The 19775-nt window shown below is 73.2% G+C and carries 2 protein-coding genes; both read right to left on the bottom strand.

The genetic code is table 11. The annotated features are described in order from the left end of the window. Positions 1–6: 6 nt before the first annotated feature. Positions 7–8733, bottom strand: coding sequence for a type I polyketide synthase (locus tag ACZ1DY_RS17075; protein WP_465484923.1), 8727 nt, complete (start codon positions 8731–8733; stop codon positions 7–9). Between the two features lie 25 nt (positions 8734–8758). Continuing rightward, positions 8759–19750 carry an SDR family NAD(P)-dependent oxidoreductase gene (locus ACZ1DY_RS17070; RefSeq protein ID WP_465484922.1) on the bottom strand — a complete coding sequence of 3664 codons (10992 nt, stop codon included), beginning with the start codon at positions 19748–19750 and terminating at the stop codon, positions 8759–8761. Positions 19751–19775: the final 25 nt, after the last annotated feature.

Raw genomic sequence — 19775 nt, 5'->3', positions numbered from 1 at the left:
GGTGGTTCACCTTCCGGTCCGGCTCGGGCGCTTGCGGAGCTTCGCGGTGCGGGCGCGGCGGCGCTCGCCGCGGGCGGAGACGTCTTCGGCGGGCTCGGCGGCCACTTGGGGTGCGCCGGGTTCGCCGAGGAGCGTGACGAACTCGGCGATGGTCGGTTTCTCGAACAGGCTCGCCGGGGCCAGTTCGACGCCGAACTCCTTGGCGACACGGCCGATCAGCACCAGGCCGATCAGCGAGGTACCGCCGAGGTCGAAGAACGGGTCGTGCACGCCGACCTGCTCCAGGCCGAGGCAGTCGCACCAGGCGGCGGCGACGCGTTCTTCGGCCGGGGTGCGCGGAGCGACGTACGCGGTGCGCAGATCGGGCCGCGGGTACCGCTCGCCGGTGGGGATCGCGGCGTCGGCGCCGACCAGCGCGTCGACCGAACCCATCCGGGCGAGCGCCGCCAGCACGTCGGCGAGCGGCAGCGGCAGCACGGTCACCAGCGGCTCGCCGGAGACGATGATCCGCGAGAGCAGTTCGGTGCCTTCTTCGGCGCCGATCCCGAATTCCTCGCGGAACTTGCGGGAGCCCTCCTGTGCTTCGGCGGAACCCGAGAGCCCGGACGCCGTCCAGGCATCGAGCTGCCAGGGCCCCCACGCGACCGACACGACCTGCTTCGCCGGACCGCGCCCGCCCGCCGAGGCCGAGGCGACCCCGTCGAGGAAGGCGTTGGCGGCGGAGTAGTCGATCTCGCCGACGCCGACGGTGAGCGTCACCGTCGAGGAGTACAGGACCAGCAGGTCGACCGGTTCGACGCGCAACGCCTCGGTCAGCGCGAGGGTGCCGTCGACCTTCGGTGCCAGCACCGCGGCCGCCTGTTCACGCGTCTTGTTCTGCAGCAGGCCACCACCGGCGATCCCGGCCGCGTGGACCACACCGTCGAGATAGCCGAAGTAACCGCGGACCTCCGCCAGCAGCGCCGCGGCCTCGCCGGGAGCGCTGACGTCGGCGCGCAGGGTCAGGACGTCGGCGCCGAGGGCGCGCAGATCCCGGATCGCCAGCAGCACTTCGCTCGTACGGTCGTCGACTCCGTGGTCTCGGATCCAGTCGTCCCAGGTCTCCTCCGGCGGCAGCTCGGACCGGCCGGCCAGCGCGAGGTTCACGCCCAGTGGCGCGAGCCGCCGGGCCAGCGCGAGGCCGAGGACGCCGAGCCCGCCGGTGATCAGGTAGGTCCCGCCGGGCTTCCAGGCCTGCGAGTAGTCGACCTCGGGAAGCTCTACGACGTCGAAACCGCGCAGCCAGCGGCGTCCACCGCGCCAGGCGGCGACCGCGACGCCGTCGACTGTGTCCACTGTGGACGCCGCCAGGAGGTCGAGCTCGTGGAGTGTCTGGGCGACCTTGTCCCCGGCGCGGTCGAAGTCCACGTACTGCGCGTGGACCAGCGGGTACTCGGCGGCGATCGCGTCGGCAGTGGCGGCGATGGTCGGGGCGAAGGCGTCGGTGGCGTCGCCGCCGAGGACGTCGAAACCGTTACGTCCCAACGCGAGCAGATCGACACGGCGGCCGGTGCATTCGGCACCGATGGCCTTGCCCAGCTCCAAGAGGCTGTAGAAGCCGGATTCGAGGCCACTGGCGGTCAGCCCGAAAGCGTGCACGATCCGCAGCGGGCCGTCCCCGGCGAGCACCTGGCGATCCATCCCGGAGGCGACCGTGACGCGGTGCCCGGCGGCTTCCGCGGCGGCCGCGAAGTCGTCGGCGAAGGCGCCCGGCTCGGCGAACAGGACGAGGTCGCCCGGCGTCGCGGGGACACGGCGAGTGGTGTCCCGGTGCCACGTCGGGGTGTGCGCGGCCAGCCCCGCACGGACCGGCGTCTCCGGTTCGGACATCTGGTTCAGCGACCAACCCGAACCGCGCGAAGCGACCTCGGGCCAGTAGCGCGTGCGCTGGAAGCGGTAGGCAGGCAGCGAGACGAACCGGCGGTCCGGTCCGGCGCCGTCCGCCCAGCCGATCTCGACGCCGTGCTCCCACAGCGCGCCGAGCGCGGTCAGCCAGGCACGCCGTCCGGCACCGGCCACCGGCTCCGGCAGCAGCGAGACCACAGGCGTCTGCGGCAGGTAGCGTCCGGCCGCCTCGGCACCGTCGTCACCGAGACCCGCCTCGACGAGGACTCCGGCGTACTTCGCCAAGGCCAGCAGGCCGTCTTCGAAGCGGTCGTCGGAGATCCGCCAGTGCGCCGGGTCCGCGGCCTCGGCGGCGGTGAGCACCGCGCCGGTCCGGGGCGAGATCACCGGCACCGTGGGCGTCTCCGCCCGCGGCACCGGTCCGCCGAGCGCGAGTTCGAGGCCTTCGGCGAGGCCGAACAATCCACCCGCGACGGCGGCCGCGCATTCGCCCGTCCCGCGTCCGAGTACCACGGCCGGTTCGAGTCCCCATGCGGTCAGCAGCCGGCAGAACGCGTACTCGACGGCGAAGACCACGGCTCGTTCGTCGGCCTCGGCCGTGCCGTAGAGCGCACCGAGGAGATCGGCCCGGCCGTCCAGCAGGGCCGCGCATTCGTCGATCGCGGCACGGAAAGCGAGCTCCGTGCGGTAGAGCTCATCGGTCGCGCCCTGCCACGCGCGGCGCGTGCCAGGTAGCAGGAGACCGAAGCGCCGCTTGTCGGTGACGGCCGAGCCGCCGGTGACCGCGCGCAGGGCTGTGACCGCGTCGGCGTGGTCGCGCACCAGCACCGCCTTGCGCACCGAGAGCGCGCTGCGTCCGGCTTGGGTGGTGAAGGCGACGTCGGCGAGTTCGAGGTCACCGGTCAGGTGGTCGGCCAGGGCCTCGGCGTTCGCGCGCAGCCCGGCTTCGCTCTGCCCGGACACCGTGAGCAGTTGCCATTCCGGGCCCGGGGCGGGCATCGAAGCGGGCGCCGCCTGGTCGAGGACGAAGTGGACGTTGGAGCCGGACCAGCCGAACGAGCTGACCCCCGCGCGCAGCACCCCGTCGGCGTTGGCCGGGAAGGGACGCGCTTCGGGGACCGGGCGGACCGGGCCGTCGACGGTGACGACCGAGTTCGGCGTGGTCAGGTGCAGGTTGCCCGGCAGGGTGCCGTGTTCCAGCGACAGCACGGTCTTGATCAGCCCGGCCATCCCCGACGCGGCGAGTGTGTGGCCGACGTTCGTCTTGACGGCGCCGACGTAGAGCGGCTCGGGCGCGTTCCGTTCGCCGAAGATCTCGCCGAGCGCGGTGAACTCGATCGCGTCGCCCAGTTGCGTGCCGGAGCCGTGCGCCTCGACGTAGCCCACCTCGTCGGGCATGACCCCGGCGTCGGCGAGCGCCGCGCGGATGACCGCGTTCTGCGCCGCGCGGTTGGGTGCGGTGAGCCCGTTGCTGCGGCCGTCCTGGTTGGTCGCGGTGCCGCGGATGACCGCGCGCGTCCGCCCGCCCCGGCCGACCTCGCCCGCCCGGCGGAGCACCACGACGCCGCCGCCCTCGCCGATGACGTAGCCGTCGGCGCTCTCGTCGAAGGTCTTGGTGCGGCCGTCGGCGGCCAGCATGCTCATCTTGCAGGACTGGATGAACACGTCCGGGTTGATCATCGCCGAGGCCGCGCCGACGATCGCGATGTCGCATTCGCCGCGGCGGAGGCTCTGCACGGCGAGGTGCGCCGCGCTCAGCGCCGACGAGCACGCGGTGTCGACGGTCAGGCAGGGCCCACGCAAATCGAGCAGATGCGCGATCCGGCCGGCGGCGGCGGAAAGCGAGCTGCCGAGGCCGAAGTAGGGGTCGTCGGCCGCGTCCATGCCGTCGGCTTCGAGCTGCCGCATGCTGTACTGCATGGTGTCGATCAGCCCGGCGAACACGCCCGTGCGGCTGCCGCGCAGTTCGTCGGCGGTGAGCCCGGCGTCCTCGATGCCTTCCCACACCAGCTCCATGAGCAGGCGGAAGGTCGGGTCGAGCCGCCGCGCTTCCTGCGGTGACAGGCCGAAGAACGCCGCGTCCCAGCCCGCGATGTCGTCGACGAACGCGCCCTGCTGCGTGTACGCCTTGCCCGGCGCGGTGCGGTCGGGGTCGTAGTAGTCGGCCGCGGTCCAGCGGTCCGGCGGTACCTCGCGGATCAGATCCTTGCCCTGGACCAGGTTCTCCCAGAACTTCTCCGGGGTGTCGCTGCCGCCGGCGAAGCGGCAGGACAGACCGACGACGGCGACGTCCTGTCCGGCGGCGGCCGGTCCGGTGACGACGGTCCGCGTCTCCTGGGCCACGGGGGTGAGCGCGGCCAGCAGATGCGCGGCGAGCGCGGCCGGGGTCGCGTGGTCGAAGACCATCGTCGGCGGCAGCGCCAGCCCGGTCTCGGTGTTGATGCGGCCGCGCAATTCGATGGCGGTGAGCGAATCGATGCCCAGTTTCGTGAACTGCTGTCCCGCCGGGACACCGTCGGTGTGCCCGAGGACGGCGGCGGTGTGGGTCAGGACCAGTTCGGTGAGCACGCGTTCGCGTTCGGCCTCGGGCAGGCCGGCGAGCCGGTCTCGCCACGCGTCGGCGGCTTCGGCGCCTTCCTCGGCGCGGGCGGCTTCGGCCTCGGCGATGGCGACGACCTCGGGCAGGCCGGCCAGCAGCGGGCTCGGCCGCAGCGCGGCGAACGGCGGCGCGAACTTCTCCCAGGTCAGTTCGGCGACGGTCAGCGCGGTCTCGTCCCGGTCGAGGGCCTGGCCGAGCGCGACCAGGCCGGTCTCCGGGGCCATGGCCGGAACGCCGAGACCGCTGAGCAGTTCGTCGAGGTCCGCGCCGACGCCCATGCCGACCTCGCCCCAGCGACCCCACGCGATCGACGTCGCGGGCAGCCCGTTCGCCCGGCGGCGTTGCGCGACCGCTTCGAGATGGGCGTTCGCGGCGCCGTACGCACTTTGGACCGCGTTGCCGATGGAGGCGGCGATCGAGGAGAACAGGACGAAGGCGTCGAGGTCGAGACCCTCGGTCAGCTCTTCGAGATTGCGGGTCCCGGCGACCTTCGGGCGGAGGACGTCGGCATAGCGGGCGCGGTCCATCGACTCGATGAGGCCGAGTTCGAGCACGCCGGCGAGGTGGAAGACCGCTCGGAGGTCGTCGCGGATCGGGTCGATGACGGCGGCGAGGGCGTCGCGGTCGGCGACGTCGCACGCGGCGATGGTGACACGCTCCCCGGCCAGTCCGGCCGCGCCGGGAGCGTCTTCTCCTTGACGGGAAACGAGAACGACGTGTTCGGCGCCGTGCTCGACCAGCCACCGGGTGACGATCCCGCCGAGTCCGCCGGTCCCGCCGGTGACGAGCACGGTGCCGCTCGGCCGCCAGGACCGTTTGGGCTCAGCGAGATCGGCGTGGGCGAGCCGCCTGCCGAACGCGCCGGTGGCCCGGACGGCGACCTGGTCTTCACCGCGAGGACCGGTGAGGACGCCGCGCAGCAAGGCGACGCCCCGCTCCCCCGGCTCGGTCGGGACGTCGACGAGGCCACCCCACGCCTGCGGGTTCTCCAGCGCGGCCGCCCGGCCGAAACCCCACAGCTGGGCCTGGGCGGGCGAATCCGGCGCGTCGTGGGCACCGGTCGAGACCGCGCCGCGGGTGAGCGTCCACAGTGGACCTTGCGGCTCGCGGGCGCTCAGCTCCCGCACCAGGGTCATCGTGGCTTCGGCGCCGAACGAGAGCCCGTCGGTCTCGGTCTCGTCGAGGGCCAGCAGGGACAGGATGCCGTCGAAGTTCTCGTCGGGCAGTTCCACCCGATCGGGCTGCTCGACGACGAGCCGCCGCACCTCGGCACCGGACAGGACTTCGGCGGCGGTCTCGACCCACGGGTGTTCCTGGGCCGAGGTGACGAGCAGCCAGCGTCCGGTGGCCGTGGTCGTCGCGGGGATGAAGGGCTGCCAGCGAACGTGGTAGGCCAGCGAAGCCGCTTCGGCCGACAGCGATCGGGCACGGCGGTAGCGCGAGAGCGCGGGCAGGACCGTGCCGAGCGGCGCTTCGACGTCGGACAGCTTCAGCTCGGCGGCGAACTCGCCGACGTCACCCGCTTCGACGACCGACCAGAACCGGCTGTCTTCGGTGGAGACCGCGCCCACGCCAGGGTCTTCCAGCCAGAAACGCTTGCGCTGGAAGGGATAGGTCGGCAGGGTGACGATCCGCGCGCCGCTGCCGCCGAGGTAGGCGGCCCAGTCGACGCGGGCGCCGTGGGCGTGGAGCTGCCCCAGCGCGGTGACGAGCGTGGCGGTCTGGTCGCGGTCCTTGCGCTGAGCCGCGGCGAAAACGGTTCCTTCCGGCAGGACCGAACGTCCCATCGGCGTGAGCGCGGCGTCCGGGCCGAGTTCGAGGAAGGTCGTGACCCCTTGGCCGTGCAGGGTTTCCACCGCGTCGGCGAACCGGACGGTGCCGCGGACGTGCTCGGCCCAGTACGCCGGATCCGTGAGCCGGTCGGCGATCTCCCCGGTCAGGGTCGAGACGACGGGAATCGTGGGCTGGTGGAAGGTCAGGGTCCGCGCGACGTCCGTGAAGCCGGCGAGCATCGGCTCCATCAGCGCCGAGTGGAAGGCGTGGGACACCGAAAGCCGGGTCGTGCGGCGGCCTGGGAAGCGTTCCGCGACAGCGATCGTCGCCGCCTCGGTGCCGGACAGGACGATGGCACGGGGGCCGTTGACCGCCGCGAGGGCGACCTCGGCCGAGAGGTACGGGCGGACCTCGTCTTCGGCCGCCTCCAGCGCGATCATCGCGCCGCCCTCGGGCAGTGCCTGCATGAGACGGCCGCGAGCGGCGACCAGACGGGCGGCGTCCTCCAGCGAGAGCACCCCGGCGACGTGGGCGGCCGCGATCTCGCCGACCGAGTGCCCGGCGACGAAGTCGGGGGTGACCCCCCAAGAGGCGACGAGCCGGAAGAGCGCGACCTCGAACGCGAACAGTGCGGGCTGGGCGGACTCGGTGCGGTCCAGACGCGCGGCGTCGGTACCGAAAACGACGTCCCGGACGCCGGGCAGGTGTGCGCAGGCTTCGTCGAAGGCCTCGGCGAACACCGGGAAGCATTCGTGGAGGCGGCGGCCCATGGCGAGCCGCTGTGCGCCTTGTCCGGTGAACAACACGGCCAGCCGTCCGGCGGTGTCGCTGCCGGTGACCGTGCCCGCTTCGCCGCCCGCGAGGGCGCGGAGACCGGCGGCCAGTTCGGTGCGGTCGGCCCCGGTGACGACCGCGCGGTGCTCCATGGCGGCGCGGGTGGTGGCCAGCGAGAGCGCGACGTCGACCGGTTCGGCACCGAATTCGTCCACAGTGGACAGGAGGGCCGCGGCCTGCGCGCGGACGGCGGCGGGTGAGGCGCCGGACAGCACGTACGGGACCACCGGCGGCGCCACCATCTCGCGCTCCCCGAGGGGTTCTTCGGCGTGCTGCTCCAGGATGACGTGCGCGTTGGTTCCGCTGATCCCAAACGACGACACCCCGGCGCGGCGCGGCCGGTCCGTCGCGGTCCACGGGCGGGCCTCGGCGAGCAGTTCCACCGAGCCGGCGGACCAGTCCACGTGCGGTGAGGGCGCGTCGACGTGCAGGGTCGCGGGCAGCGTGGCGTTGCGCATCGCCTCGACCAGCTTGACGATCCCGGCGAGACCGGCGGCGGCCTGGGTGTGGCCGATGTTGGACTTCACCGAGCCCAGCCACAGCGGGGTTTCGCGGTCGCGACCATAGGTGGCCAGCAGCGCCTGTGCCTCGATCGGGTCACCCAGCGCGGTCCCGGTGCCGTGCGCCTCGACGACGTCCACAGTGGACGCTTCGATCCCGGCGTTCGCCAGCGCGGCGCGGATCACGCGTTGCTGCGACGGGCCGTTCGGCGCGGTCAGGCCGCTGGAGGCGCCGTCGGAGTTGACCGCGCTGCCGCGGACGAGCGCGAGGACCGGATGGCCGTTGCGGCGCGCGTCGGAAAGCCGCTCCAGCACCAGCATCCCGGCGCCCTCGGCCCAGTTGGTGCCGTCAGCGGCGGCCGCGAACGGCTTGCAGCGGCCGTCCGGCGCGAGCCCCCGCTGCCGCGAGAACTCGACGAACGCGCCCGGCGTCGCCATCACCGTGACCCCACCGGCCAGCGCCAGCGTGCACTCCCCCGACCGCAGCGCGCGGGCCGCGAGGTGGACCGCGACCAGCGAAGACGAGCACGCCGTGTCGATCGACACCGACGGCCCTTCGAGGCCGAGCGCGTAGGAGACGCGGCCCGACACGACGCTGCCGGAGGTGCCGATGCCGAGGTAGCCCTCGTGTTCTTCCGGTAGCGCGGTCAGCCGCGACGCGTAGTCGGTGAACCCGACCCCGGCGAACACCCCGGTGGCGCTGCCCTTGAGCGACAGCGGATCGATCCCGGCCCGCTCGACGGCCTCCCACGCCGTCTCCAGCAGCAAGCGCTGCTGCGGGTCGGTCGCCTCGGCCTCGCGCGGCGAGATGCCGAACAGCTCGTTGTCGAACTCCGCGGCGTCGTGCAGGAACCCGCCCTCGCGGACGTAGCTGGTGCCGGGCACGGACGGGTCGAGGTCGTGGATCGCGTCGGTGTCCCAGCCGCGGTCGGCCGGGAACGGCGAGATCGCGTCGCCACCGCCGTCGACCAGCTCCCACAGTTGTTCCGGGGTGCGGACACCGCCGGGGAACCGGCAGCTCATCGCGACGATGGCGATGGGCTCGGTCTCCTTCTCCCGCGCGTCCGCCAGCTCGCGGCGGCTCTCCCGCAGGTCGGCCGCCATCCGCTTGAGGTAGTCGACGTACTGCTCTTCCGAAGGCATGTCACGGCTCCTGAATGGATGAGGGTCAGCGCGGGCCGAATTCGTCGTCGATCAGCGCGAGGAGGTCGTCCGGCGAAGCGGCGTCGAGATCGGCGTGCGCGGGTTTCTTCGCCGCCCAGGCCGACAGCAGCCGCTTCAGCCGTCCGTCGATCTCCGGGTCGCCGGGGTCGGCCCCGTCGAGCAGGGCTTCGAGCCGGGTGATCTGCTCGGTCACCGCGTCGGCCGCGCCGGTCTCGGGGGCGAGTTCGGTCTGGAGGTACTTCGCCAGCGCGTCGGGCGCCGGGTAGTCGAAGACGACCGTCGCAGGCAGGGTGAGGCCGGTCGCGGCGGCCAGCGCGGTCCGGAACTCGACGGCGGTGAGCGAGTCGAATCCGAGGTCGAGGAAGCCACGGCCGGGGGCGATCGCGGCGGCCCCGGCGTGCCCGAGGACGGCCGCGGCCTGCCCCCGCACCAGGTCGAGCAACGCGCGTTCCTGCTCCGCCTCGGCCAGGCCGGCGAGTTTGACGCGCAGCGCTCCGGCGTCGGCGGCCGCGGCGGTGCGGCGGACCGCGGGAACCAGGTCGCGCAGGACCGGCGGGAGTTGCCCGGCCGCGGCGGCGTCGGCGAGACCGGCCTTGTCGAGCTTCACCGGGACCGACGCGGCCAAGTCCGCGGCCAGTGCCGCGTCGAACAGGGCCAGCCCTTCGTCGATACTCAGCGCGGGGAAACCGTTGCGGCTCAGGCGTTGCCCGGCCTGAGTGCCGAGCGCGCCGCCCATGCCGTCCGCCCAGCGGCCCCAGGCCAGCGAGCGGGCGGGCAGCCCGAGCGCCCGGCGGTGCACGGCGAGACCGTCGAGGAAGGCGTTGGCGGCGGCGTAGTTGCCCTGGCCCGCGTTGCCGAAGACCCCGGCGGCCGAGGAGAACAGGACGAACGCCGCGAGTTCGTGCCCCTTGGTCAGCTCGTGGAGGTGCCAAGCGGCGGCGGCCTTGGGACCGAACACGATGGCGAGCCGATCCGGGGTGAGCGCGCCGACGAGACCGTCGTCGAGGACACCCGCCGCGTGCACGATGCCGGTCAGCCGCGGGATCCCGGCCAGGAGGCGTTCGACGGCGGCGCGGTCGGCGACGTCGCACGCTTCGACGCGGACGTTCGCGCCGAGTGCCTCCAGTTCGCCGGCCAGCTCGGCCGCGCCCGGGGCATCCGGACCGCGGCGGCTGGTGAGCACCAGTTCCGTGACGCCGTGCGCCCGCACCAGGTACCGCGCGAGGTGGGCGCCGAGCCCGCCGGTGCCGCCGGTGACGAGCACCGCTCCCCCGGCCAACGCCGGGGTCTCCGTGGTGCGAGCCCGCACCAGTGTGAGCTTCGGCGCGTAAAACCTGCCTTCTCGCACCAACAGTTGGTCTTCGCCGGTGGCCAGCGCCTTACCGAGGAGCGTGGTGTCACCGTCGCCGTCGACGAGGACGAATCGGCCCGGGTGCTCCGACTGCGCCGCGCGCACCAGCCCCCAGACCGCGGCGGCTGCCGGATCCGCACCGTCCTCTTCGGACAGTGCCACGGCGCCGGCGGTCAGGACGACCAGCCGGGTGCCGGTGTACGCCGGGTTCTGGAGCGCGGCGAGCACGGTCGCCGTGGCCGATCGTGCCGCGTCGGCCACGTCACCGGCCGGTTCGGCGAGTTCCAGTACCACCGCGTCGGGCAGCTCGGCGCCGACGTCTTCGAGACGAGCCCAGGACACTTCGCCGTCACCCGCCCGGACCGGCGACCAGACGATCCGGTGCAGCGACTCGCTCGGTGCGGTCACCACGGCCGGGCGCTCCCCGAAGGTCACCTCGGCCGACAGCACCGGAGCGCCCGCGAGATCGAAGATCGCCAGCTCCCCCGCCGGGTTCAGATGCGCCCGGACGGTGGTGGCGCCGGTGGCGTGCAGGGTCACGTTCCGCCAGGCGACCGGCCAGCCGTGTCCGGCCAGGACCGGGTCGAGCAGGCTCGGATGCAGGCCGTACAGCTGCGCGGAGTCGTCCGGCAGGGTCAGCTCGGTCAGCGGCCCGTCCGGGACCGGCGGCGCCTGGGCCGGGGTGGTGACCAGGAATCCGGTTCCGTGCCGCTGCCAGCCCTGTCCCGCGCGGGTGTGGATCGAGACCGGGCGGCGGCCGTCGCTCTCGGCACCGACGGCGACCTGGACCTCGCGGTCCCCGGTCAGCGGTGCCTCGACCGCGAATTCGGCCAGGGTGCCCGCGCCTGCCTCGTCGCCGGCGCGGATCGCCAGCTCCACCAGCAGGGTGTCCGAAGGGTCGGCAGGGAGGACGCCGGTGCACAGGACCGAACCGTCGTCCGCCGACGTCACGGCGTTGGCCAGTACCGGATGGCGCAGGCCGCCGGCGACCCGCGCCACGGCGGGTTCGCGCAGCCAGTACCGCTCGTGCTGGAAGGCGTAGGTCGGCAGGTCGACGACACGCGGTTTCGCGGGGGCGAAGAACGCGGCCCAGTCGACGTCGATCCCGCGGACGTGCAGCCGGGCCAGCGCGGTGACCGCCGTCGCCGTCTCGTCCTTGTCGTCGCGCAGGGCGGGGATCGCCTCGCCGGATCCCGCGGCCAGCGCCGAAAGCACCGCCGCCGGGCCGATTTCGAGGTACGTGGTCACGTTTTCGGCCGAGAGCGCGGCCAGCGTGTCGGCGAACCGGACCGGTTCCCGCACGTGCCGCACCCAGTACGCGGGGTCGGTCAGCTCGGTGGCGACGGCGCCGGTGACGGCCGAGACGACCGGGATCGACGGGTCGGCGTAGGTCAGGCTCCGCGCGACTTCCGCGAAGTCGTCGAGCATCGGGTCCATGAGCGGCGAGTGGAACGCGTGGGAGACGTCGAGCCGCTTCACCTTTCGGCCACGGGCTTCCAGCGCCGACGCGGCCGCGCGCACCGGTTCCTCCGCGCCCGAGAGCACGACGGCGTCCGGGCCGTTGACCGCCGCGACGGCCACGCCGAATTCGGCGACCTCGGCCTCGGTGGCCTGCACGGCGACCATCGCGCCGCCTTCGGGCAGCGCCTCCATCAGCCTGCCTCGCGCTTCGATCAGCTTCGCCGCGTCTTCCAGCGAGAACACGCCCGCCACGTGCGCGGCGGCGAGCTCGCCGATCGAATGCCCGGCGAGGAAGGCCGGGCGCACGCCCCACGACTCGAAGAGCCGGTGGAGCGCGACCTCCAGGGCGAAGATCGCGGGCTGGGCGGTCCCGGTCCGGCTCAGGTCACCGTCGAGCGGGAGCAGCGCGGCGATCTCGTCGTAGGCCTTGGCGAAGGCGGGGAAGGCTTCGTAGAGCCCCTGACCCATGCCTTCGCGTTGAGAACCCTGTCCGGTGAACAGGAAGGCGAGGCGGCCGGACGCGGGTTCGCCCGAAGCCAGCGTCCGCAGGCCCGCGCCGGGCTCGCCGACGACGACCGCGCGGTACTGGTGGTGGGTGCGAGTGGTGGCGAGCGAGTAACCGGCGTCGACAGTAAAGTCCACTGTGGACAATCGGGAAGTCTGCGCGGCCAGCGCCTCCGGCGTGCGTCCGGAGACCACCAGCGGTACCACGGGCAGCGTTCCCGAAGGTTCTGGCTCGGGTTCGGCCGGGGCCTGTTCGAGGACGACGTGGGCGTTGGTGCCGCTGATACCGAACGACGACACCCCGGCGCGGCGCGGGCCGCCGGTCTCGGGCCACGGCGTCCGCTCGGTGAGCAGAGAGATGTCACCCGCCGTCCAGTCGACGTGGGGCGTCGGCTCGTCCACGTGCAGGCTCGCCGGGACGATCCCGTGGTTCATAGCTTCGACCATCTTGATGATCCCAGCGACCCCGGCGGCGGCCTGCGTGTGGCCGATGTTCGACTTGACCGAACCGAGCAGCAGCGGCCGCTCACGGCCCTGGCCGTAGGTCGCGAGCAGGGCCTGTGCCTCGATCGGGTCGCCGAGCGGCGTGCCGGTGCCGTGCGCCTCGACGACGTCCACAGTGGACGCTTCGACCCCGGCGTTCGCCAGCGCCGAGCGGATCACACGCTGCTGCGAAGGTCCGTTCGGGGCGGTGAGCCCGTTGGACGCGCCGTCCTGGTTGACCGCGGAGCCCTTGACGACCGCGAGGACGCGGTGCCCGTTGCGGCGGGCGTCGGAAAGTCGTTCCAGCACCAGGATCCCGACGCCTTCGGCCCAGTTGGTGCCGTCGGCGGCCCCGGCGAACGGTTTGCAGCGGCCGTCGGGGGCCAGCCCGCGCTGCCGCGAGAACTCGACGAACATGTCGGGCGAGGCCATCACGTTGACGCCGCCCGCCAGCGCCAGCGTGCACTCCCCCGACCGCAGCGACTGCGCGGCCAGGTGCACGGCGACCAGCGAAGACGAGCAAGCGGTGTCGACGGAGACGGCCGGGCCTTCCAGTCCCAGCGAGTAGGCGACGCGGCCGGAGACGACGCTGCTGAAGGACGCGGTGCCGAGGAAACCCTCCACCTGCTCGGGAATCGCGCTCAGCCGCGAGATGTAGTCGTTGGACAGGGCGCCCGCGAAGACCCCGGTGCTGGTGCCGCGCAGGGACGCCGGATCGATCCCCGCCCGCTCCAGCGCCTCCCACGCGGTCTCGAGCACCTGGCGCTGCTGCGGGTCGATGGCCAGCGCCTCGCGCGGCGAGATCCCGAAGAACTCGGCATCGAAGTCGCCCGCGTTGTAGAGGAAGGCGCCTTCGGACGCGTAGGTGGTGCCGCGGTGATCGGGGTCCGGATGGAACAGCGAGTCCAGGGGCCAGTCGCGGTCGGCCGGGAAGTCCCCGACGCCGTCGCGGCCCTCGGCGACCAGCTGCCACAGCTCCGCCGGTGAGGTGACCTCGCCCGGATACCGGCAGCCCATGCCGACGATGACGACCGGATCGTCGTGGATACCGGCCCCGGTCGCGGCGGGGGTGACCGCGACCGGAGCCGGCGTCTCGTCCCCGACGAGTTCGCCGCGCAGGAAGACCTTCAGCGCGTCGGGCGTCGGGTGGTCGAAGACGAGCGTCGCGGGCAGCCGGAGACCGGTGGCGGCGCCGAGACGGTTGCGCAGTTCGACCGCGGTGAGCGAGTCGAAGCCGATTTCGTTGAACGCGCGGGTCGCGGCGATCCCGGCCGCGTCGGCGTGCCCGAGGACCAGCGCGACCTCGCGGCGCACCAGGTCCAGCAGGAGTTCGTCCCGGTCCGGCGCGGGCAGCCCAGCGAGTTCGCGCCGCAGTTCGCCCGCCTGTTCGGCGGTGGCGGTCTTCGCCTTGGCCCGGCCGGAGCCGCCGACGAGCGCGCGGATCAGCGGGGAGATCGGGGCGTCGCTGCCGCGCACGGTCGCGCGGTCGAACTTGAGGCCGAGCAGGACGGCGTGGTCGAGGCCGACCGCGCGGTCGAACATCGCCAGGCCCTCTTCGGGATCGATCGGCGGGAAACCACTGCGGCGCATACGTTCCTCGCCCGCGTCACCGAGTTCCCCCTTCATCCCGCCGGACCACAGACCCCACGCGACGGACTGCGCGGCCAGTCCTTCGGCGCGACGCCGGGTGGCGAGGCCGTCGAGGAAGGCGTTGGCGGCGGCGTAATTGCCCTGGCCCGGGTTGCCGAGCACGCCGGCGGCGGAGGAGAACTGGACGAACCAGCGCAGCGGCAGCTCCGCGGTCAGCTCGTGCAGATGCCAGGCGGCGTCGGCCTTCGGGGCGAGGACACGGTCGAGCCGTTCGGGGGTCAGCGCGTCGATCGGGGCGTCGTCGAGGACACCGGCCGCGTGGATCACGGCCGTCAGCGGGTGCGCGGCCGGGACCGAGGCGAGAAGCGCGGCGACGGCTTCGCGGTCCGCGCTGTCGCACGCGGCGATGGTGACGGTCGCGCCCAGGGCGGTCAGCTCTTCGGACAGCTCGGTCGCGCCGGGAGCGTCCGGGCCGCGGCGGCTGGTCAGGAGCAGATGCCGGACGCCGTACCCGGCGATGAGGTGCTTGGCGAGCATCGCGCCGAGGCCACCGGTGCCGCCGGTGATCAGGACGGTGCCGCCGGGCTCCGGCCCGCGCGGGATGGTGAGCACGACCTTGCCGATGTGCTTGGCCTGGCTGAGCAGCCGGAACGCCTCCGGCGCCCGGCGGACGTCCCAGACGTGACGCGGCAACGGCTTCAGCACACCGCTCGCGAACAGCTCGAGCACTTCGGCCCACATACGGGAGAACTGCCCGGGACCGGCTTCGATGAGGTCATAGGGCCGGTAGAGCACACCGGGGTGCCGCGCGGCGACCTCGCCGGGGTCGCGCAGTCCGGCCTTGCCCATCTCCAGGAACCGGCCGCCGCGCGGCAGCAGCCGCAGGGAGGCGTCGACGAAGTCACCGGTGAGCGCGTCGAGGACGACGTCGACGCCGCGTCCTTCGCTGGTGGTGAGGAAGTGCTGTTCGAAGTCGAGGGTGCGGGAGTTGGCGACGTGGCCGTCGTCCAGCCCGGCTTCGCGCAGCACGTGCTGTTTGGCGGGGCTGGCGGTGCTGTAGACCTCGGCGCCGAGATGCCGGGCGATCTGGATCGCCGCCATGCCGACGCCGCCGGCGCCCGCGTGGATCAGGACGGACTCCCCCGCCTGCAACCCGGCGAGTTCCTTGAGGCCGAAGTAGGCGGTGAGGAACACCAGCGGCACGGACGCGGCTTCCTCGTCGGTCCAGTTCTCGGGGATGCGGGCGCACATCGAGCGCTGCGCGGTGGTGATGGAGCCGATGCCGCCGATCGCGACGCCCATCACGCGGTCGCCGGGGACGAGATCGTCCACTTCGGACCCGGTTTCCAGGACCACACCGGCGATCTCGTTGCCCAGCGGTCCGGGTTCGCCCTCGAACATGCCGAGGACGTTGAGCGCGTCGCGGAAGTTAAGGCCCGCGGCGGCGACGGCGACCCGGATGTGCCCGGGCGCCAACGGTTCCAGGGCTTGAGGGCAGGGTTCGAGCCGCAGTTCCTCCAGCGTTCCGCGGGCGGCCATGCCGAGGCGCCACGCGGGTTCGGCGGGCGGGCTGAGCTCGTCGGCACCGGGCACGGGCCCGAGCCGGAGCGCGGCGAACCCGCCGTCGCGCAAGGTCAGCTGGGATTCGCCGGTCGCCAGCGCGGCGGCGAGTTCCGTTTCGGTCAGGTCGCCGGTCTCGGTGTCGACGAGGACGACCCGGCCGGGGAGTTCGCTCTGCGCCGAGCGGCCGAGGCCCCAGACCGCGGCGGCGGCCGGGTCGACGCGGCCCGGGCCGATGGCGGCGCAGGTGACGAGGACGAGTTTCGCGGCGGCGAACCGGTCTTCGGTGGAGAACTGCTGCAGGACGGCGAGGACCTCACGGGTGGCGATGCGGGCGCCCGCCGGGTCGGTGAACACCGGGAGCACGACCACCGGCGGCACGGCTCCACCGCCGACCCGCCCGTGATAGGCCCACTCGACCGGTGACGGCTCGGCCGGGGTGGGCACCGGCGTCCAGTCGAGGCGGAACAGCGAGTCGAGACCGGGGGCCGTGGCGGTGACGGGGGCGAGTTCGCGCAGGGTCAGGGAGCCGATGGTGACGACCGGTGCGCCCGTGCCGTCGGCGGCGCGCAGGGTGACGGCGCCGGACGGTCCCGGCGTGAGCTTCAGCCGCAGCGCGGACGCGCCGGTGGCGTGCAGCGTGACGTCCTGCCAATGGAACGGCAGCTTGGCGCCGCTCGCTTCCCCGGCCAGCAGGCCGATGGCGTGCAGACCGGCGTCCAGGAGCGCGGGATGGAGGCCGAAGCGCTCGACGTCGGCCTTCGCGGTGTCTTCCGGCAGCGCGGTCTCGGCGAAGATCTCCTCGCCCAGCCGCCAGGCGGCCTTGAGTCCTCGGAAGACCGGGCCGTATTCCAGTCCGGCGGCGGCGAACACCGGGTAGACGTCGGCGACGTCGATCGAGACGGCGTCGCGGGGCGGCCACTCGGCGAGGTCGAAAGCGGCGGGCGGAGCCTGTGGCGCCAGGGTTCCCGAACCGTGCAGCGTCCAGGAACCCTCACCCGAGCGGGAGTACACGGCGACGGCACGACGGCCGCTCTCGTCCGGCCCGGCCAGGACCACCTGGACGTCCAGCGGACCCGCCAGCACCATCGGCTCGCGCAGGGTGAGCTCTTCCAGGTGCGCGCAGCCGGCTTCGTCACCGGCCCGCAGCGCGAGCTCGACCAGGGCCGTACCGGGCACGATGACGGTGCCCGCGACCGCGTGATCGGAAAGCCAGGGATGGGTGGACGGCGAGATCCGGCCGGTCAGCACGACCCCGGCGCCGTCGGCGAGCGGGACGGCCGCGCCCAGCAGCGGGTGGGCGGCGTCGGCCAGGCCGAGCCCGCCCGGGTCACCCGCGCCGCGACCGCCGCGCAGCCAGTAGTTCTCGCGCTGGAACGGGTACGTCGGCAGATCGACCGCGCGGGCCCCGGTGCCCTCGTAGAACGCGGTCCAGTCGATGCGGGCGCCGCGGACGTGCAGTTCGGCGAGCGCGGTCATCGCCGTCCGGGCTTCGGGGCGGTCCTTGCGCAGCACCGGGACGACGACGGTGCCTTCGGGCGGCAACGTCCGCGCGGCCATCCCGGCCAGCACCGCGTCCGGGCCGATCTCGACGAACCGGGAAACCCCTTCGCCGCGTAGGAATCCGATACCGTCGGCGAACCGCACCGGCTGCCGGACGTGCCGAGGCCAGTAGCCGGGCACGGTGACCTCGTCGGGACCGGCGAGGCGGCCGGTCACGTTGGAGACCACGGGGATCGACGGCGTCCCGTGCGGGATCTCCTCGGCGATGGCACCGAATTCGGCGAGCATGCCGTCCATCCGCGCGGAATGAGACGCGTGGGAGATGTTGAGCCGCTTGATCTTCCGGCCACGTTCGGCGAATTTCGCCGCGAGGGCCTCGGCGGCGGCTTCCTCGCCGGAGACGACGACCGAGTCGGGGGCGTTGAGCGCGCCGATCTCCAGGCCGTCGGTCAGTTCGGCGGCGACCTCCTCCTCGGTGGCCTGGATGCCGATCATCGCGCCGCCCGGCGGCTGGGCCTCCATCAGACGCCCGCGCGCGGTGATCATCCGCGCGGCACCGGCCAGATCCCAGACCCCGGCGACATGGGCGGCGGCCAGTTCACCGGCGGAGTGGCCGACGACGTAGTCCGGGTGGACGCCCCACGACTCCAGCAGCCGGAAGAGCGCGACCTGCACGGCGAACATCGCGGGCTGCGCGAAGGTCATCCGGTCGAGCAGCTTCTGGTCGTCGCCGAAGACGACGCCGGCCAGCGGACGGTCGAGGTGCGGGTCGAGCGCGGCGCACGTCTCGTCGAAGGCGGCGCGGTAGGCGGGGAAGGTGTCGTACAGCTCGCGGCCCATGCCGCAGCGCTGGGAACCCATACCGGAGAACAGGAACGCGGTGCGCCCGAGCAGCGGTTCGCCGGTGACGACCCCTGGAGCGGGCTCTCCCCCGGCGAGCGCGGTCAGCCCGGCGGTGAGGTCTTCCCGGGTGCTGCCGACGATCGCGGCGCGCGACTCCAGCGCGGTCCGGGTGGTGGCCAGCGACCAGCCGAGATCGAGCGGGTCGACAGTGTCCACTATGGACAGAAGTTGCGCGGCGGCGGCCTTCAGCGCGGCCGGGCCACGAGCCGAAAGAGACCACGTCTGGACGGCGGGCGGAGTCCGTTCCGGTTCGCCCTCGTCCGCGGGGGCCTGCTCCAGGATGACGTGCGCGTTGGTGCCGCTCATGCCGAAGGACGACACCCCCGCGCGGCGCGGGCGGTCGCCGGTCTCCCACGGCCGGGGTTCGGTGAGCAGCTCGACGGCTCCGGCCGTCCAGTCGACGTGCGGCGAGGGCTCGTCGACATGCAGGGTGCGGGGCAGCACGCCGTGCCGCATGGCCTCGACCATCTTGATGATCCCGGCGACCCCGGCGGCGGCCTGGGTGTGCCCGATGTTCGACTTGACCGAACCGAGCCACAGCGGGTTCTCCCGCTCGCGGCCGTAGGTGGCCAGCAGCGCCTGCGCCTCGATCGGATCGCCGAGGGTCGTGCCGGTGCCGTGCGCCTCCACGGCGTCGACGTCGGCGGCGGTCAGTTTCGCGTTCTTCAGCGCGGCACGGATCACGCGTTGCTGGGCCGGGCCGTTGGGCGCGGTCAGGCCGTTGGACGCGCCGTCCTGGTTGACCGCCGTTCCCCTGAGCACGGCCAGGATCCGGCGCCCGTTGCGGCGCGCGTCGGACAGCCGCTCCAGCAGGAGCATGCCCGCGCCCTCACCCCAGCCGGTGCCGTCCGCGCCGGCGGCGAACGCCTTGCAGCGCCCGTCCGGCGCCATCCCGCGCTGGCGTGAGAACTCGACGAACGTCTCCGGCGTGGCCATCACCGTGACGCCGCCCGCCAGCGCGAGCGAGCACTCCCCCGACCGCAGCGCGTGCGCCGCGAGGTGGACCGCCACCAGCGAAGACGAGCACGCCGTGTCGATCGTGACCGCCGGGCCTTCCAGCCCGAGGGTGTAGGAGAGCCGCCCCGACAGCACGCTGTTGGACGAGCCGGTGCCGAGAAACCCTTCGACCTCTTCGGATCCGCCGTCGAACCCGGAGACGTACTCGGTGCGCATGGCACCGGCGAATACCCCGGTGGCGCTGCCCTTCAGCGCCGCGGTGTCCAGCCCGGCCCGTTCGAAGGTCTCCCACGTGACCTCCAGCAGCAACCGCTGCTGCGGGTCCATCGCGAGCGCTTCCCGCGGCGAGATCCCGAAGAAGCCCGCGTCGAATTCCCCGGCGTCATGCAGGAATCCGCCTTGGTCGCTGTAGCTGGTGCCCCGGTGTTCCGGGTCCGGGTGGTAGAGCCCGTCGGTGTCCCAGCCCCGGTTCGCCGGGAACCCCGTCATCCCGTCCCCGCCGCCGTCGACGAGGTCCCACAGTCCTTCCGGCGAGGTGACCCCGCCCGGGAACCGGCAGGCCATACCGATCACGGCCAGCGGTTCCGAGCCGCTCTCCTCTGCCTCTCGCAGCCGGCGCCGCGTCTCGCGCAGTTCGGCGGTCAGTCGCTTGAGGTAGTCGAGCGTCCGCTCGTCGGTCGTCATGACGGTGGTCCTCCTCGCGGCGGCG

It is taken from the genome of Amycolatopsis sp. PSD-21 (assembly GCF_055561455.1).
This window is presented reverse-complemented; position numbering and strand designations above follow the sequence as displayed.